This is a genomic window from Ancrocorticia sp. (assembly GCF_052089425.1).
Classification (GTDB): domain Bacteria; phylum Actinomycetota; class Actinomycetes; order Actinomycetales; family Actinomycetaceae; genus Ancrocorticia.
In genome coordinates, this window is the sequence record NZ_JBQCZW010000008.1 from 33,816 (window position 1) to 60,078 (window position 26,263).

Consider the following 26,263-nt stretch of genomic DNA (forward strand, 5'->3'; position numbering starts at 1 on the left):
CATAGCCGATTGGAACTCCAGCCATTCTAATCGCGAAAGCGAATCAGTATTCCCGCTTGAGGACACGAAGGCGGATGTTTTGTTCCGATTCGGCAAGCTGCTCCACGGTATTGGGGGGCAAATCCCCGGAAAGATCGGTCACCATGTAACCAATGTCGCCTTCCGTGGCGAGGATCTGCCGGTTGATGTTGGCTCCGGCGTTGGCAAACACTTGGTTGACCTGAGCCAGAGCGCCCGGCGTATTGTGGTGGATCCACGAGATGCGGTACAGCGAGTCCAGTGAGGGGCTAGAGGCGATGTGGGGCAGGTTCACCGAAAGTTCGGTGGCGCCCTTGCGCCAGTAGTCCATGAGCTTGCCCGTGACGAAATAGCCGATCGATTCCTGAGCCTCCACGGTTGAGCCCCCGATGTGAGGCGTCAAAAACACGTTGGGGAAACTGATGAGGGGCGAATCGAAGGGATCGCCGTTGGCATCGGGTTCCTCTGGGTACACGTCAATGCCTGCGCCGGAAATTGAACCGTCGGCGAGCTTATCGGAGAGGGCGTTGATATCGACGATTGATCCGCGGGACAGGTTGATGAGGATTGCTCCGGGCTTCATCTTGTCCATCTGGTCGCGCCCAAAGAAATTGCGATTGGCCGGCCGGCCATCCACGTGGAGGGACACGATGTCAGAGCTGGCTAGCAGCTCATCCAAGCTACGCAGCCTGCGGGCGTTGCCAATGGCAAGGCGTTCAGCGATGTCATAGAACAGCACCCGCATGCCCATGGCTTCGGCCAGCACGGAAAGCTGGGAGCCGATGGAACCGTAGCCCACAATTCCGAGAGTCTTTCCCCGCACCTCGTGCGCGCCAGCGGCCGATTTCTCCCACACGTTGTCGTGGAGGCTGGCGTTCTTCTCCGGCAGGTGACGTGTAAGGGCAATCGCCTCACAGATCGCGAGCTCCACAACGGAACGAGTATTGGCATACGGCGCGTTGAACACGGCAATACCGTGATCATTCGCCGCCTCTAGATCGATCTGGTTGGTCCCGATGCAGTAGGCGCCGATCGCAACGAGATCGGGACATGCCTCGATGACCTCGCGCGTCACGGCAGTTTTGGATCGCAGCCCAAGCATCTGGACGCCCTGAAGCGCATCGATGAGTTCTTGGCCTTGGAGGGCGTGGTTGATTCGGACGATCTCATGATCCGCCCGAGCAAACAGATCATCGGCCGAGGCGTGAGGGTTTTCCAACAGAAGTATGCGTGCCACGGAACAACTGTGCGTGAGTTGCCCGCCAAGAGCAAACGGGCCCGCATGCTGGGACCTATGTCCGCCTACGATTATTCGGCAGTTTCCATACCCGGTGGCAGGGGAGCGGTGTGAATCACATGAAGTTGGCGCGTGGGCCGTGTCATGGCTACGTACAAACTTCCGGGGCCTTCCGCGAGAATTTCGTGGGGTTCGAGGACGACGACGACGTCGAATTCCAACCCTTTCGCTTGATATGCGTCAATGACGTGGATGCGCGCACCCACATCGTGACCGCTCGTATCGAACGTCCACTCGCTCAGCTCGGATGCGGAACTCAGCCTGTCTTTCAGCGAATCGTGCAGACCCTCGGGTGCGATCACGGCGATGGTTCCGCCGCCCTGCCCGTATTCGCCATCGAGGTAACGTGCCCACGTGGCTACCGCCGCCGCAGCGGATTCTTCTAGCGTGTCCGGTGTTGATTCCTGAGCCGTGAAGCTCCCGGGAATGTCACGTGCCGGGCGAACGGTGCGAACCGGGAAACCCGCGTTCATGAGAGTGCGAGAGGCCGCTTCCAGAACGGTGCCGGGCGTGCGGTAGGAGATCGTGAGCTCTTCCTCATGGCTCTGTTCGGCGAGCCTGCCAAGGATTTCTTTCCATCCGCCATCGGGTGATCCCGCGGGGCGTTGATCAAGATCGCCCACCACGGTGAAGGAGCGCGTGGGGCACCGGCGAATGAGCATCTCCCACTGCATGGGGGAAAGCTCCTGAGCCTCATCCACCACCACATGGCCGTAGGTCCACGTGCGGTCCATCGTGGCGCGTTCTGCAAGGGTTGCGTGTGAATCAGTTGTGCTCACGCGTTCGGTGAGCATCTGGGCGTCAACGATGCCTTCTCCAAGGTTCATAGCGTCCATGGTTTGGGCCACATAGGCGGAGAGCTCAGAATTTCGTGCTTGGGCGGCCTCGCGCTGATTTCGTTCAAAATCGGTGGAGAAGAAGCCTAGGTATTCGGCAAACTCGTCGATAATCGCCACATCGGCCTCCGTCAGCCCGCTACCTTGTGGACGGTAGATTGCGCGGCGTTCGGCTTCACTGAACTCGGGTGCAACCTCGGCAAGCCGTTCCGGATGAGCGAGGAGCCGTTCAAGAAGCTGGACGGGGGAGGACGGTAGCCAATGAAGGTTGATCTCGCGCCTAGCGTCCCTGCTTGCCGCCACATCGCTGATAATCCACTGGTTATCGGCCAACTCCAGTTCTTTGGCGGCGGCAACCTGACCGGCAAGCACGTCAACGAGCGCCCTCGCGTAGGTGTCCCGAGCCTCGTTGTGTAGCTGTTCGGTCCGTCGCGCCTTGCGTTGGGCAGCCTCCACATCCTTGGGACGCAAGGTCACCTTTTCCGCATCGATCTGGAAGCTCACGGGCTGCGCCAGTGGCCGCTCCAGCAGCTGGCTCACCGCTCGCTGGGCGATATCACGCCAGGCCAGCCCAGATTTGACGCGCTTGGCCGCCGCACTCTCATCGGCTGTGGCCGTGATACCGGGCATGAGCCCACCAATCGTGGTGGCCACAACGTCCGTTTCGCCCAGCGAGGGAAGCACTTGATCGATATAGCGTAGGAACACGGGCGATGGGCCGATCACCAAGACGCCGGAGCGTGAAAGCCGCTCCCGCTGCGCATACAACAGGTAGGCCGCCCGGTGCAGCGCAACGGCAGTCTTACCAGTTCCAGGGCCTCCCTGAACCACCAATACTCCACGCGAATCTGCGCGAATGACGCGGTCTTGTTCAGCTTGGATCGTTGCCACGATATCGGTCATCTTGCCGTCACGTGCCTGGCTCATGGCGCTCATCAGGGCGCCTTCACCGGTCAGTTCCAGATCCGAATCGGAGGCAGAATCTGAACGGAGCAGTTCATCTTCGATGCCCGTGACTTCGCGCAGCCGCGTTTGAATATGCCTGCGCCGCACTACGTTGCCAGGATGGGCGGCCGTGGCCTGATAGAACGGTTCGGCCTGAGGCGCGCGCCAATCCAAGAGGATGATCTCTTGAGCCTCATCGCGCAATCCGATCCGCCCGATGTGTTCGAGAGATCCGTCGTGAAAATCAAGGCGCCCCATGACCAGCCTGTTCTCGACGTTACGGATTCGCAGAAGGTTATCTTCGTAATGCGTGGCGAACGAATCGCGTTCGCTGCGTGCGCCGGGGCTCTCGAGTCCACTTTGAGCCCGAACATCCGCCAAGCGCTTCTCATAGCTCAACCGTTGACGGTCCAACGCCGTGTAGGACTCATCAACATGGTGCTGTTCGTGGGCTATCGCGCGCTCGCGGGGGGTTAGTTCATCCGACAAGAGGAGTCCTCTCCAAGTCCGTGGCATAAGCCTGATCGACGCGTTGACGGCTAAAGCCGGTTGTCCATTGTTCACTCTTTTCGCTGAGCATTCAATTACTCCACTCACATTCTGGAATTTCGCCTATGGCGCGATGAGGGAATGCAACCGGGACGATACCTGTTATGACCGTGTAGGAGCAGTTCGATGTGCATGAGACAATGAAGGCTGAAAGGAGTTGGGCATGGGTAACTACATCTCGTTTCCTGACGGTGTACCGGAGCACAGCATCACGAAGTTGGTGCTCAATCTGGTTGATCCGGCCACTGACGCTGGGTCGATAGCCCGTCTGGTAGCCAGTTCTCTCGGCACCCTTGAGGCCGGGACCGCAGCGAACATTGATTCCGATCCGCTGATTGATTACCGCGCGCAGCGGCCGTGGGTGAACTATCAAAATGGCCACTTGGCGGGGATGTGGCGTGAAGGCATGACGCTGTCCGCTGTCAAGGATGTGGAAGGGACAGAGTTCTTGCGCCTGCACGGGGCGGAACCGGATTTTCACTGGGATTCACTCGTGGCCGACATGCTCGATATTGTTGAGCGATTTGGCGTTCAGTCCATCTATTCCTTTACGGCCATCGGCGCCCCCGTTCCACACACGCGTCCGGCAGATATGATCGTTCGTTCAACAGAGCCAGATGCCAGCCCGGATACGCTGGAGGCAGATTTCTGGTATCAGGCGTCCTTTGCCGATTATTTGGAGTATCACGCCTCGCGGTTGGACATTCCGATGACCAACGTTGCGGTGCGCGTGCCCGTGTATCTGGCTAGCCACCATTACTCTGCGGGAGCCGTGGGCACACTTTCCATGATCGGCCAGATTTCAGGGCTCCGTTTCCCCGTTGGCGATCTCCAGCACGATGTGGCACGCCAGAATGAGCACATCACCGAACTGTGTGAAGAGAACCAAGAACTAGGCCAGATCATCACAGCCTTTGAGAAGGAATACGATGAGAAGGGCGTGACTCCGGGCTTCGTGACGGCCCCGGACATGGACATCACGGTGCCTTCCGTTGACGAAATAGGCCGAGCAGCCGAACAATTCCTCGCTCAGGTTGATTCCGCCAACGAGCGTCCGCATATGGACAACCAGTTTGATCCTCAGGGGCTCGCTCGAAGGATCGATGAGATCCGCCGTGCCCGATCTTGGCGCGCCGATAACGGCGAAACGCACAGGAGTACGTGGGATCAGTTGGGCGGAAACGGCGCGCCTAGCCAAAGAGAACAGCGCGACGCAGAAGATTCCCCCTCATCGCATTCAGAAGGTGAAGGACCGTCAGAAGTCAATCACGCTAGCTCACCGGCTCAGGCCGATCACTCAGATGACCAGCCGATTCCCGATGGTCCTGAGAACGGGCCTACAGAGGAATCCGCTGGCTCCGCACAAGAGCCGGAATCTGATGACCCATCGGGAGGCCCGCGGTGGGGGCGTCACTCATGGGGATTCGGGAAAGAGTAGCTGCGGCAAGCTAGCCCTGCACGGATGATGACCAGAGGATACCTGGCTGGAGTTCGTCGTCGTTAAAAACCTTCGATCCGGAGGCTTTCCGAAGCAAACTCGGGGTGTCCAAAACGCTTGCGGGCAGGGACAGCCTCCGGACCCGTTTGGAAATCTCGCCCAACGGAAACTCGTGATCTGAAGCCGCAATCACGATGTTGCCAAATCGGCGTCCTTTTAAAATGGACGGGTCCACGATTGCCATGATGTGGGGGAAATGTTCGGCAACGGTGGCGATCTCCTCTCCCAAGCGCGTAAAGCCCGTGGAAGCGATGGAATTCATGATGTACAGCCCGCCGGGGGAAAGCACCTCGTGAGCACGTTTGACACACTCAGACGTCCGTAGCTGGAGGGGGACCTCGCGAACGCGGAACGCATCGCGGATCACCACGTCCCAGCGCGCCTTGGTGGTGTCAAGGGCATGGCGTGCCTCATCGTTGCGAATGCGTAGGCGAGGCGCTGGTGGTAGATCAAACCACTCGCGCACGTCTCTTGCCAGCTGACGGTCCAATTCGATCGCCAACTGCTTCGAACCGGGATGGCCCGCGTCCATCGCACGAGCCAGAGCGCACCCGGCCCCGCCCAGATGAAGGGCACGTAGCGGAACTGTATCGCCAAGCGTTGCACCGATGATCAAATCGATGTGCTGCATGTATTCGAACTCAAGGTAGCGCGGATCGTCCAGATCCAGCGCCGAAGATTCGGCGCCGTCAAGATACAGCGTGATGAGGCTTGGCCGGTAGGGGCTTTGCCCGATCTCCGCGATAGAAAAATCAGTGGAAACCGGTTCGGAAGGGAGCCGATCGAGCGGGTTTTCTCCTCGCGTCCGGTCGGGCTGCTTCTGCCGTGTATTCTTCGAGCGAGTCACAGCCTCACCCTATCAACTTTGGTGGCGTAGGCTGAGTGAGGGAGGAATCATGTCACGTGCACCGCGGGCCAGCTGGGCCCGGCGCAACTGGGGGACCGACGATTCGAACACCCCCATTCTTCACGTGGATATGGACGCCTTCTTCGTGTCCGTTGAACTCTTGGATCGCCCAGAATTAGCTGGCCAGCCGGTGGCTGTTGGGGGTGCCGAACGCGGTGTTGTGTCCGCCGCTTCCTACGAGGCCCGCACGTACGGAGTGAATTCTGCGATGCCGGTGGGGCAAGCCAAGCGGCTGTGCCCGCAGCTTCTCATGCTCCCGCCCAACGGGGAACGGTATCGTGAGGTGTCGCGGGCCGTCATGAGTATTCTTGACGATTACACGCCCTTGCGCGAACAAGTTTCCGTGGATGAAGCGTTCTTGGACGTGTCAGGCGCGCGGCGCATTTTTGGCAGTCCCGTTCGCATCGCTCAATCCATGCGCGAACGAATTCGCAGTGAGCAGGGAGTTCCGGCCTCAGTGGGCATTGCTGCCACCAAGCACGTGGCAAAGATCGCCTCAGCCCATGCAAAGCCGGATGGGCTGCTGCTCATCCCACAAGAGGCGACCCTCCCATTTCTCCACACACTCCCCGTGGGTTCACTGTGGGGTGTGGGAGAGCGTACCCGGGAGCGGCTCGATAAACAGGGCGTTGAACGTGTGGGCGATCTGGCCGCGCTTGGCGAACATCGGCTGACGAAGCTCCTTGGGGACGCGCAGGGCAAACACCTGTATGCGCTCGCGATGGGAGTGGACCCGCGCCCCGTCACGCCCAGTCACGCAGAGAAATCCATTGGCAAAGAGGTCACTCTCTTTGAACGCGTGAGCGAGAGAAGCCAGATCGAGGCAATCTTGCTGGATCAGGCCCACGCCACGGCCCGCCGGTTGCGCGAACGTGAGCTCCTAGCCCGCTCGGTTGCTATCAAAGTGAGATTTGGCGATTTCACAACGATCAGCCGCTCGAAGGCGCTGGCAAGCCCAAGCAACGTGGCTCAAGATATCTATCTTGCCGCCAAGCGGCTCCTCGAAGGAGTGAATATCCCGGCTGACGGATTAAGGCTCATCGGGCTGCGCGCGGAACAGATGGTGCGCGTGGGCGAAGGGATCCAGACAGCGTGGGATGATGACCCACGGCGCCTGAAGGCCGAGGGAGTGATGGACCTTGTTGGCCAAAAGTTCGGGCACGGGGCCATCGCTCCAGCTAGCCTTTTGACGCACGAAGGTTCGGGAAGTCATGCCGAGAATGCTACCGAGCATCCTCACGGCGCCCAGCGAACAGATGAAGGCCGAGAGCATAAACAATGACACCAAGTTTCTCGCGTTGGCGGTGACGCGATAGGATGGTGTGACACCAACCGATGAGGAGACAAGATGGCTCTTTCGGACTACGAGCGCAAGATGCTCGAGGAGCTTGAGGCCCAGCTGGCTGACGAGGATCCCAAGTTTGCGGATACCTTGAAACCAGAGCCGCCCGAGCCCTCTACCCCCATGCGCCTATCCATCCGTCACCTCGTTCTCGGGCTGCTCGTTGCCGTTGTGGGCATCGCAGTCTTGGTTGTTGGTATCGCCTTTGAAATCGTTATTGTTGGCGTGGCTGGCGTTGTCATCATGTTTGGTGGCTTCTGGTACATCACCGAGGGTTTCCAGCCCGGCCCTGTGAGTTCAAGCCATCAGGGGAAGAAACCCCGCCCAAGCAGCGATGGGGGATTCATGTCCCGTCAGGCGGATCAATGGCAGAAACGGCGCGGCGGTAACCGTTAAACCTGCCGCACACTAGTTGTACTTAGGGAGTCACCTTCGGGTGGCTCCCTTTTTTGGGTCTAGGTCCTCCACTTCCCTCCACAACGGCTGCCTGGGACCTCCCGCCGGCTGGGCTGCTCGCGAAAATTTCGCGTATTTGCTCAGTTTTCGGCGGTATCTGTCCTGGTGCGCTGAGGTGGGGAAGTCGTGTGTAGAACCGCCGCACTTGGCTGGGCTGGAGTGATACTCGGCGTGCCCTCCACCTCCTTTTTGTTGAGATTCCTGTGTTTTTCCTATGAGTACTAGCCAAGAGACTCTTGCCTGTGGTGCAATGTGGAGTAAAGTGGAGGAAATGACATTGCAGGAGGGGGTGAATCGTGTTTCTTGGAACATACGAGCCGCGGCTTGATGACAAGGGGCGCCTCATTCTTCCTGCAAAGTATCGTGACCAGCTCCAAGGCGGGCTGGTCATGACCCGTGGGCAGGAGCACTGTCTGTACGTGTTCCCCTACTCGGAGTTCGAAACCATGCAAGAACAGCTGCGCCAAGCGCCGCTGGCCTCGAAGGAAGCTCGATCGTACCTACGCGTGTTCCTTTCGGGAGCCGTTGATGAGATACCCGATAAGCAAGGAAGGATCACGATCCCGGCCAATCTGCGAACGTATGCCGGGCTGCAACGCGAACTTTCGGTGATTGGCACCGGCAATCGCATTGAGATTTGGGACCAAGCCGCTTGGACCCAGTATTTGGACGATCAGGAATCGGCATTTGCCGATCGTGAGGACGAAGTTATTCCGGGGCTCTTCTAGCCCTGAGCGGTGGTCTCTCTTGCCAATCTGAGGCAATTCCCTAGCCTCAGAGGGGCAGGAGCGGCCCACTTTTCAGGGAAAGGACACCTGGGTGGGAAGGGAGAGCGGGATGAGTGAGCCCATCCGGCCACGTGCCACAGGCGATGCGCTGCATGTTCCGGTTCTCCTCGAAGAATGTATCGAGCTGCTGGAGCCGGCGTTGTCCGGCTCTTGTCCCGTCCTGATCGACGGGACGTTGGGAATGGGGGGCCATACCTCTGCCTTTCTTGAGCGTTTTGAGAATTTGACTGTGATTGGTATTGACCGTGACCCGGCAGCCATTGCTCTGGCGAGCGAACGGCTCGCCGGATTTGGTGAGCGGTTTCGGGCGGTGCAGGGCACGTACGATCAGATCGATTCTGTGGCCAAGAAATTCGGGCACGGGGGAGGAGAACCGGGCACCGTTGATGCGGTGCTGATGGATCTTGGAGTCTCCTCACTCCAACTGGACGAACGGGAACGCGGATTCTCCTACTCTCATGATGCGCCGCTCGATATGCGGATGGATACCGGTGGCGGCCAGACGGCAGCGGACATTCTGGCCGGTGCTGATGTGAAGGAGCTGACCCGCATCCTGTCTCATTACGGTGAGGAACGGTTTGCCTCACGAATCGCACGCCGCATCGTGAGCGAACGCGAACGCCAGCCCATTACTCGGACCAAACAGCTTGCAGATCTGGTCAAGGATTCCATTCCGGCGGCCACCCGCCGTACCGGCGGCAACCCCGCCAAGCGCACGTTCCAAGCCTTGCGCATTGCGGTGAACGATGAGCTGTCCGTGTTAGAACGTGCCGTGCCGCGAGCGGTCTCGGCCATTCGGGTGGGTGGACGCATTGCAGTGGAGTCCTACCAGTCCCTTGAGGACAAGATCGTCAAGCGGGAGTTTGCGGCGGGGGCTACCTCGACCACTCCGCCGGGCCTACCCGTTGAACTACCGGGGCACGAACCCTATCTACGCCTTCTGACACGGGGCGCAGTCAAAGCACATCCAGAGGAGGCCGCGATGAATCCACGAAGCGCCTCCGTCCGTCTCAGAGCCGCCGAGCGGTTACGCAGGGAAGGGAATCGCCCATGAGCGCTGTTCCAGCGGGCGCACCGCGCAGATCCCATGACCATCAGGTGATCGGAGGCTTGCCCAAGCTTGAGCTAGTCCCAACCCCAGCCCCCGCAAGAGGCTTCTACGGAACCGTCATCCTGTGTGTTTCCCTATTTCTTGGTGCCTTTGGGCTCGTGTTCTTCCTCAATACGCAGATGGTAGCAACCGCCTACGAACTACAAAACGTCAACCAGCAGATCAACGAGGCGGCAGCCACGGAGTCCACATTGATGGGCGAGGTCGTGAGTGTCTCAACGCCTGAGGGGCTGGCTCAGCAGGCCGATGATCTCGGCCTTGTCCCAGCTGAGGACATCCGCCATCTGGATCTGAAAACCGGTACCGTTGTTTTACCGGCGGATCCCGATGCGCAATTCCAAGTTGCGGCACAGGATTCGGGAGACTAAGAGTGGCGAACAGGGCGGAAAAGGCTAAGACGGAGCCGTAATCTTATGGCAAATGATCACAATCGACCTGAGGATCAGGCGCGGCGGGCTGGGGCCAGCGGGCGACGGCCTCAGCCGAAGAGCCGATCCACTCTCACCCGCCGCCTCCAGACCCTTCTTGCCATCTTCACGGCCTGCACACTCATTCTCGGGATCCGGCTCGTGGATCTTCAGGGAGTCCGCGCGAATAAGCTCTCGGATTCTGCAGCGGAGTTTCGAACCCGTTCGTACACACTTCAGGCGAAACGAGGGGATATCCTCGATTCCTCTGGCGCCGTTCTGGCAACCTCCGTGGAACGCTACAACGTTGCCGTGAATCAGCAGCTCATCGGCGAGTACATCAAGTATGACGAGAATGATGAGGGCGAGGTTGTGGCCGTTGGCAGCGGTGCAGCTGCCGCAGCGAAAGAACTGGCTCCGCTCTTGGAAATGGATGAAGCTGAACTGGGCGGCAAGCTCTTGGGAGGAGGGGATAAGCGCACCTTCGTTTATCTGAAGAAGGACATCTCTCCTGAGCTTTGGCGCGAGATTCGGGCACTGCGCATTCCGGGCATTGAGCCCGAGCAATTCATGAAGCGCGAGTACCCCAACGGAAAGGTCGCGGGCAACATTCTCGGCTACACGGGGATGATTGGCGAGAACCCGGAGGATGGTGGCGCTGAAAAGGCCACGGGGCAGGCGGGGATCGAACGCTCGCAAAATGATGTGCTCACGGGCCAAGATGGTTCCCTGACTGTCCAGATCGCTGGTGGGGCCGTGCTTCCTAACGGGGATCGTTCGGAGGAACCTGCGCAAGACGGGGCTGATGTGCAGTTGACGGTCAATCGGGATCTTCAGGACAATCTTGAACAGGCCGTTGACAAAACTGTGGATGATCAAGGCGCACAATGGGCATCCGCCGTGGTGCTCGAAATCGGTACCGGCAGCGTGCTGGCGCTGGCCGATTCGAGTACGCCGGACCCCTCCAACCTTTCCGCTACGGATCCCGACAACTGGGGATCGCGTGCCGTCATGGCGCCGGTGGAACCAGGATCAACTGGCAAGCTCATGACCTTTGCCGCCGCCATTGATCAGGGAACGGTGGAGCCGCTCAGTACGTTCAACGTTCCGGACGTCATCACGATGCCCAACGGGGAGACGATCCGGGATAACGATAATCATCCAACTCAGGACATGACCGTGGCAGGGATTCTGGCTCTGTCCTACAACACGGGGCTGATCCAAATCGGGGATACGATCTCTGACGATACGCGGATCGATTATATGAAGAAGTTTGGAATCGGATCGAAAACGGGTATCGAACTGCCGGCCGAATCAGCTGGCGTGCTGCGTGACCCGTCAACGTGGGACAACCGCAGCCATTACACCACGATGTTTGGACAGGGTTGGTCCGCCACAACTCTTCAGCTTGGCCAGATGGTCTCGGTGATCGGCAACGATGGGGTGCGGGTTCCGGTTCACATCATCGATAGTGTGACGGACGCTGACGGTACAAGCCAGCCCGCGGTGCTTGACGATTCTGTGCAGGTCATTTCTCCTGAATCGGCCGATACGATGTTGGATCTCATGCAGGGTGTCACCGATCCGAACTCCACCGGTTGGCGGGCTAGAGTGCCCGGATACAACATTGCGGGAAAGACCGGAACTGCACAGGTGCCGGATGAAAACGGGGAGCTGACTCGCCGCGTAGGTACGTTCGTGGGATTGGTTCCGGCGGAAGATCCGCAAATTGCGATCGCCGTGGCGGTCTACAATGCTCCGGGAGCCGGTTACGGCGGAGAGGTCGCTGCTCCAGTGTTTAAGGACGTCACAATTTTTGCCGTCCGGCAGCTGGGCATACCGCCATCGACCGAGCCTCTTGTACGTTTACAGTGGTACCCGGGTGAGGACGTGGGAAATGACTGAGCTATCCAGACTTGCGGAGATCATTGATGGGCGCTGCACTGGCGATGTCGCCGTATCGAGTGTTACCTCCGATTCCCGCGCCGTGCCCACAGGGTCATTGTTTGGCGCAGTTCCCGGCTTGCATGTTCACGGTGCGAGGTTTGCTGCCTCCGCCGTTGCCGATGGTGCCATCGCCGTGGCAACGGACCCTGAAGGCGAACGCATCATCACGTCCATGATGGACGATGTTCCCCCGCTTCTTGTGGTGGACAATATTGCCGCGCGTCTGGGAGAGATAGCGGCGGAGGTGTATGGCAATCCCAGTGCTGGCCTGACATCGTTCGCTGTGACGGGGACCAACGGGAAGACCACCACGGCGTTCATGCTGGACAACGTACTGGGCAAAGCCGGCCGTACCACCGGCCTCATTGGCACGGTGTCCGTGAGGTTGGCGGGAACTGAGGTGCCGGCGGCGCTTACCACGCCCATGCCGGCCGATCTCCAGCGCGTGCTCGCTGACCTTGTTCGCCGCGGGGGTACGGACCTCGTGATGGAAACGTCCTCGCACGCACTCGCTCAGGGGCGAACGGATCCGGTGCGTTTTTCCGTGGCCGGGTTTACGAATTTGACGCAAGATCACTTGGACTTCCACCGCACGCTCGAGGAGTATTTCGAGGCGAAGGCTTCGCTCTTTACTCCGGAACGTTGTGAGAAGGCCGTGATTATTGTCGACGACGAATGGGGCCTACGCCTCTGGGAGCGCTCGATCAGTCTCCTCGGTGCTGAGAACGTGTACGCATTGGCTGTTGCCACTCAGTTACCCGAGGGGGCACGTGGGTGGCAGGTCACGGAAGTGAACGAGGGTGCTGATTCCACCGCCATCGAGCTGGCGAATCAATCGGGTGAGCACATCAGTTTCACCACGGCGCTTCCCGGCCAGTTCAACGTGGCTAATGCCGCCCTTGCCGTCACGATGGCGAACGTCGGAGGTCTGGAACTGCGCGATTTGCCCGAGACGGTAGATCCTCAAGTTCCCGGGAGAATGGAAACGATTTCCTCACGTCCCCGTGTTGTGGTGGACTTTGCCCATAACACGGACGCGTTGGCCAAGGCCATCACCGCACTGCGGCCCACCACCAAAGGCAAGCTCATCGTTGTGACCGGTGCTGCCGGGGAACGGGATAAGGGCAAGCGGCCTGCCATGGGGCAAACGGTTGGGCAGCTAGCAGATGTCGCCATCATTACAGATGACGATCCTCACGACGAGGACCCTGCTGTTATCCGAAACGGTGTTCTGGCCGGCGCTGAGGGCTTAACGGCCCACGTTGAAGAGATCGCGGACCGTAGCCTAGCCATTGAGGCCTCCATCTTGGATGCGGGGCCAGACGATACAATCCTGCTTGCCGGGCGGGGTCACGAAACAATTCAAGAGGTGGCCGGCGAGCGGATTGAATTGGATGATCGGGTGGAAGCCCGCAAGGCGCTGGCTCAGTGGGCCTCCAAGCCAAAGGAGAAGATTGTATGATCGCCGTGACGCTGGAGCAGCTGGCTGCCGATGTACAGGGATCCTATACGGGCTCCGGAGAGATTTTGGCGCGCGGCGTGAGCACCGATACCCGAACGATTGAACCCGGGGCAGTGTTCGCCGCGATCAAAGGTGCGCGTGTTGATGGCGCAGCCATGGCGGGCGAGGCTCTGGAGGCTGGAGCCGTTGCGGTTCTCACCGCGGATCCCGAGACGGCCATCGCAAGCGGAGCTCAGGATAGCCAGCTTATTGTGGTGGGCGATGTTCAGACGGCCATCGGAGATGCGGCGCGAGCTAACCTGCGGCGCGCGCGTGAGGTGGGCCGTTCCGATCTCAAGGTTGTTGCCATCACGGGATCGGTTGGCAAAACAACTACCAAGGACTTGTTGGCCGCACTGCTGGCGGGACGTGGCCCCATCATTGCCCCACCGGGGTCATTTAACAACGAACTCGGTTTGCCGCTCACCGTGTTGAGAGCGAACGAAGATACAGCCACTCTTGTGCTGGAGATGGGTGCCGATCATATCGGCAACATCGAGTACTTGACCAGCATCGCTCCGCCAGACGTGTGTGCAGTGCTCATTGTGGCGCGAGCTCACTTGGGTGAGTTCGGCGGTATCGAGAACGTGGCGCGTGCCAAGTCCGAACTTGTCACCGGCACCCGCGCCTCGGGCCCGGTTATTCTGAACGCCGATGATCCTCGCGTTATGGGGATGAAGGATCTCGCCAAGGGGCCGGTCACCACTTTTTCTGTCTCCGGCAACGGCGAAGTAGCTGCGCAGTCCGTCCGCGTTGACGCGGCGGGCCGGGCCAGCTTCACACTTGTCACCTCGGTGGGCCGCGAAAGTGTCAACCTGAAGTTGGTGGGTGCCCATCACGTGGCCAACGCACTGGCCGCGGCCAGCGTGGCGCTTGTCATGGGCGTTGATCTCCACACGATCGCTCGTGTGCTCTCGAACGTAGCTGCCGCCAGCCCACACCGAATGGACGTTCGCTCAAAGGGCGGCGTGACCTTCATTGATGATTCGTACAACGGCAACCCGGATTCCATGAGGGCGGGGCTCGCCTCGCTCGCACATCTTGGCCGTGATAAGCGCCGGATTGCCGTACTGGGCGCCATGCTCGAACTTGGTGAGGCGACTGAGGCAGAACATGCAGCCTTGGGCGAAGTAGCCAAGAATGCCGGTGTGTCCATCCTGATCTGCGTTGGTGATTCCCATACGCTCGATCAAGCGGCAAGTGCCGAGGGAATTGATGTGTTCACGGCGAAGGACCCGCGCGAAGCTACGGGAGTCCTGCGCCATCTGCTTCAACCGGGGGACGCTGTGCTCTTTAAGGGGTCAAATGGATCGGGCGTGTGGAAAGTGGCCGATGCCATGCTCGGGAGGGAATCCTAAATGCTCGCGATCCTAATTTCGGCTGCAACCAGCCTGATTATCTCTCTGGTGGGGACACCGCTCCTCATCAAGGTTCTCGTATCGCGCCAATACGGGCAGTTCATCCGGCAAGACGGTCCCACCACCCACCTCACCAAGCGCGGAACGCCCACCATGGGCGGGGTGATCATCATCTTGGCAACGGTGATCGGCTACACCTTCGCGAACCTCGTGAGTGGCCGAGGCCCGAACGCCTCCGGGCTTCTCCTGCTTTTCCTCATGGTGGGGCTGGGCCTCATCGGCTTCCTCGATGATTTTGCTAAGATCCGCCACAAGCAATCTGAGGGCCTCACTCCCTGGGCGAAGATCATCGGGCAGGCCTTTATCGGCATCACCTTTGCCGTGCTTGCCCTTCAGTTCCGAAACGCCGATAACCGGACTCCGGCCTCCACGCGAATGTCCTTCATCCGCGATTCCAATATCGATCTGGCATTCTGGGGCGCTGGGATTGGCTTGGTCCTGTTTGTCATCTGGGCAAACTTCCTCATCACTGCGTGGTCCAACGCCGTCAACCTGACCGATGGGTTGGACGGTTTGGCGGCCGGTGCGTCAATGATTGCCTTTGGTGCGTATACGCTGCTCACCACGTGGCAATCGAATCAGGCATGCTATGGCGTTCTTGGTGCAAGTCCCGGTTGTTATGACATCCGGGATCCGCGCGATCTTGCCATCGTTTCGGCGGCTATCGTTGGGGCCTGTTTCGGATTCCTGTGGTGGAACACCTCACCGGCCCAGATTTTCATGGGTGACACTGGATCGCTTGCACTTGGCGGCGCATTCGCCGGGCTCTCGATCCTCACACACACAGAGTTCCTTGCCGTCATTATCGGAGGGCTCTACCTACTTGAGGTTCTCTCGGATGTCATTCAGGTTGGCTTCTTCAAGCTCACCCGCAAACGTGTGTTCCGAATGGCGCCACTCCACCACCATTTCGAATTGAAGGGGTGGAAAGAGGTGACGGTTGTGGTTCGATTCTGGATCATCGCCGCCTTGTTCGCCGTGATCGCGGTGGGAATCTTCTATGGTGAATGGTTGGCCAAACAGTGAATATCCCGGGTGCACAGTTCTTCGATCACCAGCGCGTTGCCGTTGTTGGGTTGGGCATTTCGGGTGTCGCTAGCCTTGAGGTCCTAGCTGGTGCCACCTCGGCTACTCTGAGCGCTTGGGATTCGGCCCCCGGGCCAATCGAGGCGCTCGATGTGCCGGTTGACCGTGCCGCATGCATTGAAGATCCTGACGAATTAGCCAAGGAGATTCTCGCTTGGCAGCCTGATATAGCCGTCCTTGCGCCCGGCATTCGGGAGGTCAGCCCTCTGTTTACCACTCTCGAATCCGCTGGATTAGCACTGTGGAGCGAAATCGAGCTGGCATGGCACCTTCGCGCTGCGGGTGACGATGGGGAATATGCTCCGTGGCTATGCGTGACGGGCACGAACGGTAAGACCACCACCGTGTCTATGCTGGCTAAGATCCTCACTCAGGCCGGTCTACGGGGACTGGCCATCGGCAATGTTGGCTCCCCGGCGGTTGCGGAGGTCAGCAGGACCGATTCTGGGGCGCCCGGCGCATTCGCGGTTGAGCTTTCCTCGTTCCAGCTCCGTACCACCCACAGCGTCTCTCCCGCAGGAGCGGTGTGCCTGAATATCGCCGATGACCATTTGGAATGGCATGGCAGCCGCGAGGCCTATTGGCAGGCGAAAGCACGCGTGTACGAGCATACGCAGGCTGCCTGTGTGTATCCGATTGGTGATTCCCACGTCCAAGCGATGGTTGATGGCGCCGACGTCCAAGAGGGAGCGCGCGCCCTTGGTGTCACGCTGGGCATACCTCCCGTTGGGGCCGTGGGCCTTGTTGAGGACATGGCCGTTGATCGCGCATTTGGCGCCTCGCGGTGGGACGAGGGTGTTGAGCTGTTCAGCATTTCCGATATCGAGCATCTTGCTCCGAGCGGTGCCTCACTTCCTGCGCACATCGTGATTGACGCGCTGATGGCCGCCACCCTTGCACGCAGCGTGGGCGTATCGCCGGACGCGATCCGCGAGGGACTGTCCGGCTTTCAGGGGGGCCACCACCGGATCGAATTGATCGATACGGTGGCCGGAGTTTCCTACGTTGATGATTCCAAGGCAACAAACGCGCATGCCGCGCGTGCTTCACTGATGGGCTGCGAGGATTCCTCCGTTGTGTGGATCGCTGGCGGCCAAGCGAAGGGCTCAAGGTTTGACGAATTAGTTGCCGCAGTTGCGGGTAAGTTGCGCGCTGTCATCGTGATTGGCAAGGATCACGAGCCGTGGCGTGCGGCGCTGCGCGATCTTTCGGTTCCCGTCGAATGGATCAACCCTGAAACGTCTCAGCCCATGACGGAGGCGGTTGCGGCCGCCACACGTCACGCTCAGCCGGGATCAACGGTGTTGCTGGCACCCGCATCGGCTTCAATGGACCAATTCACCTCCTACGCTGCCCGCGGGGCAGCCTTTGCACACGAGGTTCGGAGGATACGTGGCTGATAAGCGAAAGAACGGTGCTCGGGCGGATCGTCCGGGCTCTGGGAAATCGCGTGCCACATCCTCCCTTTTCCCTCGGTTGAATCCGTCTAAGGACGAGGCACAGGTACGCGAGGTGATGCGTCAATCCGTCATCTCCACGTTGATTCCCACCTTCGTGTTGCTCATTCTGGGGCTCGTGATGGTCTATTCGGCCACTGCCCCCGCAGGCATCCGTGACGCCAACGCCGTGTCACTTGGCGCCTTCCGGACCGCCAATAACCACCTCGTTCTCTCATTGGTTGGTGTTGCTGTTGGAGGGCTGTGTTCGCTGATCCCGCTGCGGTGGTTCGCAGCTTTCGCGAACTGGCTCTTCGGGTTGGGCCTTGCGCTGCAGGTGTTGGTTCTGACCCCACTTGGCGTTGATGTTGGAGGAAACACGAACTGGATCCAGATTGCTGGCATCCGGCTCCAACCGTCCGAACTGTTAAAGATCGCCACGGTTGTGTGGCTCGCCGCTCATTTGGCCAGACTCAGAGATCGGGAAGCCGATTGGCGTGCCTACATGTTCCCCACAGGGATTGGCGCGGCCGCAGCGTTCGTATGCGTCATGTTGGGCGGCGATTTGGGCACCGGCTTGATCTTCATCCTCATCGCCGCTGGCGCATTCTGGCTGGCCAATATGCCCGCCAGATACTTCGTTGCTGTTGGTGCGCCCGTTGTGGTGATCGCCGGATTCCTTGTGGCGATCTCCGATTCCCGGCGAACTCGCGTCACCGATTTTGCCGCCAACCTCTTTGCCATGCCGGATTCGCAGCATCCAACGCAGCCTGATTTCGCGATGTGGGCCTTCGGCTCTGGAGGCATCGGAGGTTCAGGCCTAGGAACGGGCGCGGAGAAGTGGCCCGGTAATTTGGCCGAAGCGCAAACAGACTACATTTTTGCCGTGATCGGTGAGGAACTCGGGTTTGGAGGCTGTGCGCTTGTTATTTGTATGTTCCTCTTGCTGGGATGGAGCCTCATTCGCGTCAGTATGAACCATCCGAGCAAATTCGGGAGAATCTCCGTGGGCCTTGTAGCCATTTGGATTTGTGGCCAAGCCTTTGCCAATATGCTTGTGGTCACTGGACTGCTCCCCGTATTCGGTGTGCCATTGCCATTCATGTCACAGGGAGGAACGGCCGTTATCGCGGCGCTCTTAGGCATCGGGGTCAGTGTGTCCGCAATGCTGTCCGTTCCCGGCGTACGTGATTCTTTCAAAGTCCGCGGATCCATCGCTCAGGGCGCACGGGCCGTACTGAAGCGGAGCAATAATGAGTGAGATGTCCGAACCAACACGTCCGAAACACAATGGCGAAGGGAACAACGTGGACAACACAGCACAGGGCGTTCGGGTGGTACTTGCAGGTGGGGGAACTGCCGGGCACGTGAACCCACTACTCGCCACGGCCTTCGAACTGACCAAACACGGCGCACAGGTGAGCGCTGTTGGCACAAGCGAAGGGCTAGAAACCGATCTAGTACCCGCCGCTGGTATCGAACTGGACACCATTGAGAAGGTGCCTTTCCCCCGCAGGCCAAACGGTGCGATGGTCCGCTTCCCGCTCGATTTCCGTGCCGCCGTGCGCCACGCAGGCGATATCTTGGTCAAGCGTCAGGCCGATGTTGTGGTTGGCTTTGGAGGCTTCGTCTCCACTCCGATGTATCGCGCGGCTAAGGCACAGGGTATCCCTGTGGTGATCCATGAACAGAATGCGAAGCAGGGCCTCGCTAATCGCTACGGCGCGCGATTTGCTGCCGCTGTGGCCCTCACCTTTCCGTCCACCTCACTGGCGGCCAAGCAAGGCCAGACCGTCACGGTTGGACTTCCGTTACGCCCGGCCATTTCAGACCTTGCACAGGCCAGATTGGACGGCGGCGATGCTCCGCGCCGGGATGCCGCCGCACGGTTGGGCCTTGACCCGGATATGACCACCCTCGTGGTGACGGGCGGCTCGCTCGGCGCCCAACACCTCAATGAGGTAGTGGAAGAGTGCTTACCGCTCCTCCAGGACTTTCAGGTTCTCCACCTGACAGGGCGTGGCAAGGATGGCCCCATCCGCCAAGCAACGGATTCAATGAACTCCTATCACGTGCTGGACTACCTAGCCACGATGGAGGATGCCTACGCCGTTGCCGATCTTGTTCTATGCCGTTCGGGTGCAGGCACAGTTGCCGAACTCAGCGCCCTTGGAATTCCCGCGTTCTTCGTTCCTCTTGCTATCGGCAACGGGGAACAAGAACTCAACGCCGCAGATTCCATCCGCGCAGGCGGCGCAGTGCTGGCACGCGATAAGGACTTCGACGCTCAGGTATTCGCCCAGCGGGTGATGCCGTTGCTGCACGCCCCACAGAAGCTGGCTGATATGGGCCAAGCAGCGCGAGGAGTGAGTCCAGTGGATGCCGCCGCACGGCTTTCCGATCTGGTATTGAGGATCGGGGAGGAGAGCTGATGTACCACTTCATCGGTATCGGGGGAGCGGGAATGTCCGTGATCGCCGAACTCATGCTGGCACAAGGTGCCACAATTTCGGGATCGGATGCCCGAGAAAGCGCAACGACTGACTATCTGACGGGGCTCGGCGCCCGGGTATTTATCGGGCAGAACGCGGAGAACGTTCCGGAGGACGCGACTGTGGTTGTCTCCTCTGCGATTCGTGAATCGAACCCGGAGCTGGCAATTGCGAGGATGCGCGGACAAGATGTCCTACACCGTTCGCAGGCGTTGGCGCTGGCTGCCAAGGGGCGCGATTTCATCGCTGTTGCGGGCGCCCACGGGAAAACCACAACCTCAGCAATGCTGGCAACTACGCTGCGCACGCTGGGTGGGGATCCTTCGTGGGCGATTGGCGGAAACGTGACGGGAGTGGGGGCAGGCGGCCATCTGGGCGCCGGGAAAGCCTTTGTTGCCGAGGCAGACGAATCCGATGCATCATTTCTCAACTACACGCCACGGCTGGCGATCGTCACCAACGTGGAGCCTGACCATCTCGATCATTACGGCACCCCAGAAGCATTCGAGCAGGCGTTTGAGCAATTCGCTGAACGCATCGTTTCCGGAGGACTCTTGGTGGCCTGCTCGGATGATCCGGGCGCAGCTCGGCTGGCTGAAAGCGCCCTAGCTTCTGGCATCCGGGTAGTGACGTATGGGCGAGGCGATGGAATTCCCGGCGCAGAGCGCCACGTTCGGATCACAGAAGAATCCCACCGCGAGGGGCGTGCACGCGGTACGTTCAGCGATTCCAACGCCGCGTTTGAGGTGGATCTGGCCGTGGTGGGCGCTCACAATCTGCTCAACGCGGCAGCCGCATGGGCCGGGGCCACCGAAATCGGCTACTCGGGGCGCGATGTTGCACGCGCCCTCGCGAGTTTCTCTGGTACGGGGCGCCGTTTCGAAAAACGTGGCGAAGCGGCGGGGGTAACTGTCATCGACGATTATGCCCACCATCCAACAGAGGTTCGCGCAACGCTGGAGGCAGCACGTGAATACGTGGGCGCCGGGCGGATTATTGCGCTCTTTCAACCTCACCTCTATAGCCGAACCCGAAACTTTGCGAGCGAGTTTGCCGCGGCGCTAACTCTGGCCGATTGCGCAATTGTCACGGGCGTGTACGCCGCGCGGGAGGATCCCATCCCGGGTGTTGATGGGCATGTGATCGCCGATAGTATTCCAGGCGGTGAGTTCATTCAGGACAAGGAGGCTGCAGCGGATGCCGCAGCCGATATGGCAAAACCCGGAGATATTATTCTGACGATTGGCGCCGGAAACGTGACGGAGCTGGGCCCGAAGATCCTCGAGAGGCTCTCCGTGCGATGAGACCCCCGAAACGCCCAGCCAAACCCCGCGATCTAGGGGCAAGCAAAGACCGACACGGGGGCGGGGAGATCAGCCATGAGCAGGTCCGTAAAGCCCGTCAGGATGCCGCACCTACGGCCGCACTGAGCCCTGAGGAGGCCCAGCGCATCGCTGACTCGGTGACGGGAAAGTGGCAGGGCAACAAACCCGCCGCCCCATCACGATCCGGGCGTACGGACGATAGCGCCGGTTCCACTGAATCCGCCACATCTGCTCACAGCGCCCACAGCGGGCAGAGCCCCGCTGAGCCGGTCGAAGCTCCGAACGCCCCCGCCGCCTCACCTCCCCTCCGTGAACGGCTTGCCCTCCAGAAACGGCTTCGCGGGCTCACCTCACGGGTATCTCTGAAGCGTGAGCGGCGCCCCCGCAGGCGCTCCACCACCGAACTCTCCGAACGGCGCCTCGAAAAGCAATCTGAACGCCGGCGCCTCATTCTCAAGCGCGTTGGGGTTCTCGGCGGCGGAGTTTTTCTGGTGCTCACCCTCGTGTGGGTACTGTTCTTCTCCTCGATCTTGGGCTTGCAGAAGGATGACATTACGGTATCTGGGCTCAACGATCAGGAGGCGGTCACTGAAGCCGAGGTGATCGCCGTCGTCGGCGAATGGGAAGGATCTCCAACGCTCCGGCTACCGGAATCGACCATTGAATCCTCCCTCACGGAATCGTTCCCACTCATCGAAACAGCCAATGTGAACGGACAGGCGCCGCACGGTGCGAACGTGACCCTCACGTTGCGCGAGCCCATCGCCTGTTTACTCGAAGATGGTGAATGCGTGGCAATCGATGCCCACGGCGCCAGAATTCCTGTGCCGGAGGAGACCGCCGATGCCCTTCCACGCCTGACCTTGGACAAGGGACAGGATGCGGCAGGGGAGGCCGCCATGTCCATGATTGAGGTGCTTGATGCGTTGCCGGCTGGGACACGTGAGCGCGTCGAATCTATTGAAGTTAGCGATACGCTCCAAATGACTCTCAAACTCAACGGTGGCGCTGAGGTGACGTGGGGCCGCGCGGAGGATAACGATTTTAAGGCTGAGGTGCTGACCGTGCTGCTTGAACAAGAGGCGGACAGCTATGACGTATCGGTTCCGAGCGCCCCGGTGACTGGCTAGTTCTCGCCCAGTTTTGGTGAACTTTACGGGCAATGCTGCGACACACCACGGCGGTCATTGATACCGCTGCCCGTTCCCTCTACCTTTTCCGCGAAGTCAGATACGTAAAACCTCAAGTACTTCTTGAGGTCTGAAAGGAAGAGTCCATGCCAGCCATGAATAACGCTGCGAATATTAAAGTGATCGGGGTAGGCGGTGGCGGCGTCAATGCCGTTGACCGCATGATCCAAGACGGCTTGGTGGGCGTGGAGTTCATTGCCGTCAATACGGACGGCCAGTCACTCGTCAAATCTGAAGCCGATACCAAGCTTGATATCGGGCGGGATGTGTCACGTGGCCTCGGTGCGGGGGCCGATCCCGCCATTGGCACGCGTGCAGCAGAAGAAAACGTTGAAGTCATCCGGGCCGCCTTGGAAGGCTCCGATATGGTGTTCGTGACCGCTGGCGAAGGCGGTGGCACCGGTACCGGCGCCGCGCCCATCGTTGCGAACATCGCTCGTGAACTCGAGGCCCTGACGGTAGGTGTTGTCACCCGCCCATTCGAATTCGAAGGCCTGCAGCGTGCCAACAACGCAATGTCCGGGATCGAATCGCTGCGCAAATCTGTGGACACGCTCATCGTGATCCCCAACGATCGCCTGCTGGAGATCGCGGAGGACAACTTGTCCATTATCGAAGCTTTCCATCTTGCTGACGATGTCCTGCGCTCAGGCGTCAAGGGAATCTCTGATCTCATCACCATTCCCGGGCTTGTGAACCTCGACTTCGCCGATGTGAAGGCGATCATGAAGGATGCGGGCACCGCCCTCATGGGGATTGGCGCCGCTAGCGGTGAGGATCGCGCGATGCGAGCAACAGAGAACGCCATCTCTTCTCCGCTTCTGGAAGCCAGCATTGATGGAGCGCACGGTGTTTTGCTCTCCTTCCAAGCCGGCGCTGATTTCTCCATGAAGGAGATGTCTGGTGCTGCTCGGTTGGTGAAGGAATCGGTGGATCCCAATGCCAACATCATCGTGGGAACGATCATCGATGAATCGTTGGGCGATGAAGTTCGCGTGACGGTTATTGCCGCAGGTTTCGACGATCATACCGATCACCTCCTGCTTCAGGGCCGCGGGCAGCAGCCTCAGGCCGCTTCCTCAGCGCACGCCACCACCGCCGAACCCGAGAAGGAGCCGGCTTTGGCCTTTGAGGAGACCGCCGTGGCAACGCCTGCCCGCCCAGTAGCACAGGCACCCGAACATCAGGAGGTTCCGCCTGCCGTGGCAGAGCCCACCGAGCGCCGCTCCAACAACGATTTGGACATCCCGCTCTTCCTGTTCGAGGAGAACTAAGAGAATAAGGCTTCGGCGCCGATGCGCCGGGGAAGGCATCTTCGGGTGTCTGACTTCAGACGGCCCGCACCGTGTGGCGCGGGCCGTCACCATACCTAGCGAGGGTTGATGAGTTTAGTGTCATGGGCCGTGGATCAGGCCGTTCCGGGCGGCAGGGTGCGGGCGGGCTTCACCAGCCGTTTCGGGGGAGTCTCAAGCGGCCCATACGCGAGCCTCAACCTTGGGCAACACGTGGGAGACGATTCCGCCGCCGTGGCGAAGAACCGTGCACTCTTAGCGCAGGAGCTTGGCGCTGCGCCCGGGTGGATGGATCAGGTGCACGGGGCGCGGCTGGCCGCCGCGGTGGCAGGCTCCACTGAGCCTGCGACCGATGGCCTGTTGGTTTCTTCGGGGACAAGCGGCGCGGGGACAAGCGGCGCGAACGCCGCGTGCGTCATGGTGGCGGACTGCGTGCCGCTGTTGCTGCTTCGCACGGATACGCCAGGCGGGGCGGCGGTCCACGTGGGCCGGGCGGGATTCCTTGCCGGTATTGCTGCGAACGCCGTGCGGGCCCTCGGCGCTCCAGAATCCACGATCGCCGTGTTGGGACCGTCGATTTGTGGCGGGTGCTACGAGGTCCCAGAACACATGGCCGCGGCCGCCGGGCAGGTTGAGCCGTCCGCCGTGAGCCAAACACGATGGGGAACCCCGTCCATCGATATCCCGCGTGGGCTTCGCGCGCAGCTGGAGCGAAGCGGCGTTACTAAGATCGTGGACACTGGCGTATGCACGCGAGAATCGGAGGATTACTTCTCCCACCGGCACGCAAGCGAGTCAGGCCAGCCAACGGGCCGGTTCGTCGGAGTGGTCCATGTGATGGGAGATAGCCCCGCCGATTGTGGCGACACACCTGCTCAGCCTCACGGGGCTGGCGGTGAAGGTCTAATACCTTGAAAATTACAGGATGAATTAGCAGAGGGATAGCTATGGCTAAGAACGCATTCCAACGGCTCGTGAACAAGGCCTCCGTTGCTGACGAAGGCTATGAAGACGAGTACTACGACGATTATGAAGATGTGGGTTACTTCGATGAGAACGAGGAGCCAGAAGTGACTCCCATTCGTTCCGTTGCGGCTGGCGGAGATATCGCCCGGATCATCACGGTGTGGCCAAAGTCCATTGATGGTGGCCAAGAGTTCGCTGATCCTTACCGCAAGGGGATCCCGGTGATTCTCAATATGACGGCAGCGCCAGATGGCGAGCGCCGGCGGATTCTCGATTTCGCCATGGGCGTGTGCTACGGGCTGCGGGGCAAGGTGAACAAGATCTCCAATGACGTGTTCCTTATGACGCCGCATCAGGTGACCGTCGAGGCAAGCCACCCGGAGGAGTCCTCCGACTTCTAATATGGGAACACTTTTTAGCCTCTTAGCCCTCGCATGCGGGCTTTACACAGTTGTGCTTGTTGCACGAATTGTTATTGACCTTGTCATTAATATTTCAAGGGATTGGGTCCCAACCGGTCCGCTTCTGGTCATGTCCAACATTATTTTTGGACTGACCGATCCGCCATTGAGATTCCTCGCACGCTTCATCCCGCCGCTACGCTTGGGTTCTATCCAGTTCGATATTGGCTTCCTCCTGCTCTTTATCGGGATTCAATTCCTTCAGCAAACTTTCCTGTATTTGTCCGTTAACTAAAGACATGCCGCTCAACTTCTGTCACTATATGAACATGAGTATCTGATTTCAGGTACGCTCTTCCTGTAAGTGACTCGTACGGGCCACATTGTCAATTTGACCGAGAACGTAGAGGTGAACACTCATGGCGCTGCTCACGGAACATGACGTCGTCAATATGCGCTTCAAGGAGCCTAGGTCGCTCGAAGAAGGATACGATCAGGACGAAGTCGATTTCTTCCTTGATGAGGTGGCTGAGTCCATCGCCCAGCTGACGAAGGACAAGGCCGAACTTGAGAACCAGCTCAAGGTTTCTCAGGCCCGCGTAACGGAGCTTGAAGGTGGCGCCGCAGCGCCAGAACAGGCTCCCGATTCCGCAACCTCTACCGCATCCTTCCCGGCTCAGGGTCACGATGCCGAATCGGCTACTGGCCTGTTGGCCATGGCTCAGGAGCTCCACGATAAGCACGTGAGCGAAGGCAAGGCGGAAGGTGACCGCATCATCTCCGAAGCGAACCAGCGCAGCGAGCAAATCCTTGGTGATGCGCAGTCCGAGTACAACCGCACACTCACTCAGCTGGAGCAGGAGCGCGGCCTACTGGAGCGCAAGATCTCCGAGCTACGCGATTTCGAGCGCGATTACCGCACACGCCTCAAGAGCTACCTCGAGTCCCTCTTGAGCAACGTTGAAGTTGGGCAGAACCCAGCGGACGGCCTCCAGAACTAAGAGAGCCTTTTAGGTGAACGGCGGTAGCTCATGCTACCGCCGTTTGTCATGACC

Annotated in this window: 23 protein-coding genes; 20 read left to right on the forward strand and 3 right to left on the reverse strand. The window is 59.7% G+C overall.

Annotated elements, in window-relative coordinates:
- Positions 1-43 precede the first annotated feature (43 nt).
- Complete coding sequence (gene serA / locus ACTHV6_RS04465; protein WP_441386073.1) at positions 44-1,255, reverse strand: phosphoglycerate dehydrogenase; 1,212 nt, start codon at positions 1,253-1,255, stop codon at positions 44-46.
- 71 nt (positions 1,256-1,326) lie between these two features.
- Entirely contained in the window at positions 1,327-3,585 is a 2,259-nt protein-coding gene (locus tag ACTHV6_RS04470) for a UvrD-helicase domain-containing protein (protein WP_441386074.1), read from the reverse strand.
- A gap of 223 nt (positions 3,586-3,808) precedes the next feature.
- Here ACTHV6_RS04470 and ACTHV6_RS04475 point away from each other — a divergent pair, with 223 nt between their 5' ends.
- Positions 3,809-5,083 carry a PAC2 family protein gene (locus ACTHV6_RS04475; RefSeq protein WP_441386075.1) on the forward strand — a complete coding sequence of 425 codons (1,275 nt, stop codon included), beginning with the start codon at positions 3,809-3,811 and terminating at the stop codon, positions 5,081-5,083.
- 10 nt (positions 5,084-5,093) lie between these two features.
- Here ACTHV6_RS04475 and ACTHV6_RS04480 read toward each other — a convergent pair whose 3' ends face one another.
- Positions 5,094-5,990 carry a spermidine synthase gene (locus tag ACTHV6_RS04480; RefSeq protein ID WP_441386076.1) on the reverse strand — a complete coding sequence of 299 codons (897 nt, stop codon included), beginning with the start codon at positions 5,988-5,990 and terminating at the stop codon, positions 5,094-5,096.
- 49 nt (positions 5,991-6,039) lie between these two features.
- Between ACTHV6_RS04480 and dinB the strand changes: the two genes are divergently transcribed.
- The 19 genes from dinB (at position 6,040) to ACTHV6_RS04575 (ending at position 26,209) form a co-directional block, all read left to right on the forward strand.
- Complete coding sequence (gene dinB / locus ACTHV6_RS04485; protein ID WP_441386077.1) at positions 6,040-7,332, forward strand: DNA polymerase IV; 1,293 nt, start codon at positions 6,040-6,042, stop codon at positions 7,330-7,332.
- Between the two features lie 66 nt (positions 7,333-7,398).
- A complete protein-coding gene (locus ACTHV6_RS04490; RefSeq protein WP_441386078.1) occupies positions 7,399-7,788 on the forward strand; it encodes a DUF3040 domain-containing protein in 390 nt (129 codons plus the stop codon).
- 356 nt (positions 7,789-8,144) lie between these two features.
- Positions 8,145-8,576: a division/cell wall cluster transcriptional repressor MraZ gene (mraZ, locus tag ACTHV6_RS04495; RefSeq protein ID WP_441386079.1), complete on the forward strand. Its 432-nt coding sequence runs from the start codon at positions 8,145-8,147 to the stop codon at positions 8,574-8,576.
- A 109-nt stretch (positions 8,577-8,685) separates the two neighbouring features.
- Complete coding sequence (rsmH, locus tag ACTHV6_RS04500; RefSeq protein ID WP_441386080.1) at positions 8,686-9,690, forward strand: 16S rRNA (cytosine(1402)-N(4))-methyltransferase RsmH; 1,005 nt, start codon at positions 8,686-8,688, stop codon at positions 9,688-9,690.
- Positions 9,687-10,115 carry a hypothetical protein gene (locus tag ACTHV6_RS04505; protein ID WP_441386081.1) on the forward strand — a complete coding sequence of 143 codons (429 nt, stop codon included), beginning with the start codon at positions 9,687-9,689 and terminating at the stop codon, positions 10,113-10,115. Before rsmH ends, ACTHV6_RS04505 begins: the two co-directional genes overlap by 4 nt.
- 45 nt (positions 10,116-10,160) lie before the next feature.
- On the forward strand, positions 10,161-12,059 hold the full coding sequence (locus tag ACTHV6_RS04510) for a peptidoglycan D,D-transpeptidase FtsI family protein (protein WP_441386082.1): 1,899 nt from the start codon (positions 10,161-10,163) through the stop codon (positions 12,057-12,059).
- Positions 12,052-13,563: a UDP-N-acetylmuramoyl-L-alanyl-D-glutamate--2,6-diaminopimelate ligase gene (locus ACTHV6_RS04515; RefSeq protein ID WP_441386083.1), complete on the forward strand. Its 1,512-nt coding sequence runs from the start codon at positions 12,052-12,054 to the stop codon at positions 13,561-13,563. Before ACTHV6_RS04510 ends, ACTHV6_RS04515 begins: the two co-directional genes overlap by 8 nt.
- Positions 13,560-14,960, forward strand: coding sequence for a UDP-N-acetylmuramoyl-tripeptide--D-alanyl-D-alanine ligase (locus ACTHV6_RS04520; protein WP_441386084.1), 1,401 nt, complete (start codon positions 13,560-13,562; stop codon positions 14,958-14,960). Before ACTHV6_RS04515 ends, ACTHV6_RS04520 begins: the two co-directional genes overlap by 4 nt.
- A complete protein-coding gene (gene mraY / locus ACTHV6_RS04525; RefSeq protein ID WP_441386085.1) occupies positions 14,961-16,046 on the forward strand; it encodes a phospho-N-acetylmuramoyl-pentapeptide-transferase in 1,086 nt (361 codons plus the stop codon).
- A complete protein-coding gene (gene murD, locus ACTHV6_RS04530; RefSeq protein ID WP_441386086.1) occupies positions 16,028-17,506 on the forward strand; it encodes a UDP-N-acetylmuramoyl-L-alanine--D-glutamate ligase in 1,479 nt (492 codons plus the stop codon). The genes mraY and murD overlap by 19 nt, the downstream gene beginning before the upstream one ends.
- Positions 17,499-18,803: an FtsW/RodA/SpoVE family cell cycle protein gene (locus ACTHV6_RS04535; protein ID WP_441386087.1), complete on the forward strand. Its 1,305-nt coding sequence runs from the start codon at positions 17,499-17,501 to the stop codon at positions 18,801-18,803. Before murD ends, ACTHV6_RS04535 begins: the two co-directional genes overlap by 8 nt.
- 1 nt (position 18,804) lies before the next feature.
- Entirely contained in the window at positions 18,805-19,974 is a 1,170-nt protein-coding gene (locus tag ACTHV6_RS04540; protein WP_441386088.1) for a UDP-N-acetylglucosamine--N-acetylmuramyl-(pentapeptide) pyrophosphoryl-undecaprenol N-acetylglucosamine transferase, read from the forward strand.
- A complete protein-coding gene (gene murC / locus ACTHV6_RS04545; protein ID WP_441386089.1) occupies positions 19,974-21,338 on the forward strand; it encodes a UDP-N-acetylmuramate--L-alanine ligase in 1,365 nt (454 codons plus the stop codon). Before ACTHV6_RS04540 ends, murC begins: the two co-directional genes overlap by 1 nt.
- Entirely contained in the window at positions 21,335-22,489 is a 1,155-nt protein-coding gene (locus ACTHV6_RS04550) for a cell division protein FtsQ/DivIB (RefSeq protein WP_441386090.1), read from the forward strand. The genes murC and ACTHV6_RS04550 overlap by 4 nt, the downstream gene beginning before the upstream one ends.
- Before the next feature lie 146 nt (positions 22,490-22,635).
- Positions 22,636-23,823 carry a cell division protein FtsZ gene (ftsZ, locus tag ACTHV6_RS04555; RefSeq protein ID WP_441386091.1) on the forward strand — a complete coding sequence of 396 codons (1,188 nt, stop codon included), beginning with the start codon at positions 22,636-22,638 and terminating at the stop codon, positions 23,821-23,823.
- Positions 23,824-23,931: 108 nt separating this feature from the next.
- Positions 23,932-24,756 carry a polyphenol oxidase family protein gene (locus ACTHV6_RS04560; protein ID WP_441386092.1) on the forward strand — a complete coding sequence of 275 codons (825 nt, stop codon included), beginning with the start codon at positions 23,932-23,934 and terminating at the stop codon, positions 24,754-24,756.
- Between the two features lie 32 nt (positions 24,757-24,788).
- The gene (locus ACTHV6_RS04565; RefSeq protein ID WP_441386093.1) at positions 24,789-25,208 is read left to right on the forward strand and encodes a cell division protein SepF; all 420 of its coding nucleotides are present in this window, start codon (positions 24,789-24,791) and stop codon (positions 25,206-25,208) included.
- A 1-nt stretch (position 25,209) separates the two neighbouring features.
- A complete protein-coding gene (locus ACTHV6_RS04570) occupies positions 25,210-25,503 on the forward strand; it encodes a YggT family protein (protein WP_441386094.1) in 294 nt (97 codons plus the stop codon).
- Positions 25,504-25,627: 124 nt separating this feature from the next.
- Complete coding sequence (locus tag ACTHV6_RS04575) at positions 25,628-26,209, forward strand: DivIVA domain-containing protein (protein WP_441386095.1); 582 nt, start codon at positions 25,628-25,630, stop codon at positions 26,207-26,209.
- The last annotated feature ends 54 nt before the right edge of the window (positions 26,210-26,263 follow it).

Bases quoted from the DNA above. Each gene is read 5' to 3' on its own strand.
- ACTHV6_RS04560 (WP_441386092.1), top strand. From the start codon at position 23,932: ATGAGTTTAGTGTCATGGGCCGTGGATCAGGCCGTTCCGGGCGGCAGG.
- murC (WP_441386089.1), top strand. From the start codon at position 19,974: ATGTACCACTTCATCGGTATCGGGGGAGCGGGAATGTCCGTGATCGCC.
- rsmH (WP_441386080.1), top strand. From the start codon at position 8,686: ATGAGTGAGCCCATCCGGCCACGTGCCACAGGCGATGCGCTGCATGTT.
- murD (WP_441386086.1), top strand. From the start codon at position 16,028: ATGGTTGGCCAAACAGTGAATATCCCGGGTGCACAGTTCTTCGATCAC.
- ACTHV6_RS04540 (WP_441386088.1), top strand. From the start codon at position 18,805: ATGTCCGAACCAACACGTCCGAAACACAATGGCGAAGGGAACAACGTG.
- dinB (WP_441386077.1), top strand. From the start codon at position 6,040: ATGTCACGTGCACCGCGGGCCAGCTGGGCCCGGCGCAACTGGGGGACC.
- mraY (WP_441386085.1), top strand. From the start codon at position 14,961: ATGCTCGCGATCCTAATTTCGGCTGCAACCAGCCTGATTATCTCTCTG.
- ACTHV6_RS04490 (WP_441386078.1), top strand. From the start codon at position 7,399: ATGGCTCTTTCGGACTACGAGCGCAAGATGCTCGAGGAGCTTGAGGCC.
- ACTHV6_RS04515 (WP_441386083.1), top strand. From the start codon at position 12,052: ATGACTGAGCTATCCAGACTTGCGGAGATCATTGATGGGCGCTGCACT.
- ACTHV6_RS04505 (WP_441386081.1), top strand. From the start codon at position 9,687: ATGAGCGCTGTTCCAGCGGGCGCACCGCGCAGATCCCATGACCATCAG.
- ACTHV6_RS04575 (WP_441386095.1), top strand. From the start codon at position 25,628: ATGGCGCTGCTCACGGAACATGACGTCGTCAATATGCGCTTCAAGGAG.
- ACTHV6_RS04520 (WP_441386084.1), top strand. From the start codon at position 13,560: ATGATCGCCGTGACGCTGGAGCAGCTGGCTGCCGATGTACAGGGATCC.
- ACTHV6_RS04475 (WP_441386075.1), top strand. From the start codon at position 3,809: ATGGGTAACTACATCTCGTTTCCTGACGGTGTACCGGAGCACAGCATC.
- ACTHV6_RS04570 (WP_441386094.1), top strand. From the start codon at position 25,210: ATGGGAACACTTTTTAGCCTCTTAGCCCTCGCATGCGGGCTTTACACA.
- ACTHV6_RS04510 (WP_441386082.1), top strand. From the start codon at position 10,161: ATGGCAAATGATCACAATCGACCTGAGGATCAGGCGCGGCGGGCTGGG.
- ACTHV6_RS04550 (WP_441386090.1), top strand. From the start codon at position 21,335: ATGAGACCCCCGAAACGCCCAGCCAAACCCCGCGATCTAGGGGCAAGC.
- ACTHV6_RS04565 (WP_441386093.1), top strand. From the start codon at position 24,789: ATGGCTAAGAACGCATTCCAACGGCTCGTGAACAAGGCCTCCGTTGCT.
- ftsZ (WP_441386091.1), top strand. From the start codon at position 22,636: ATGCCAGCCATGAATAACGCTGCGAATATTAAAGTGATCGGGGTAGGC.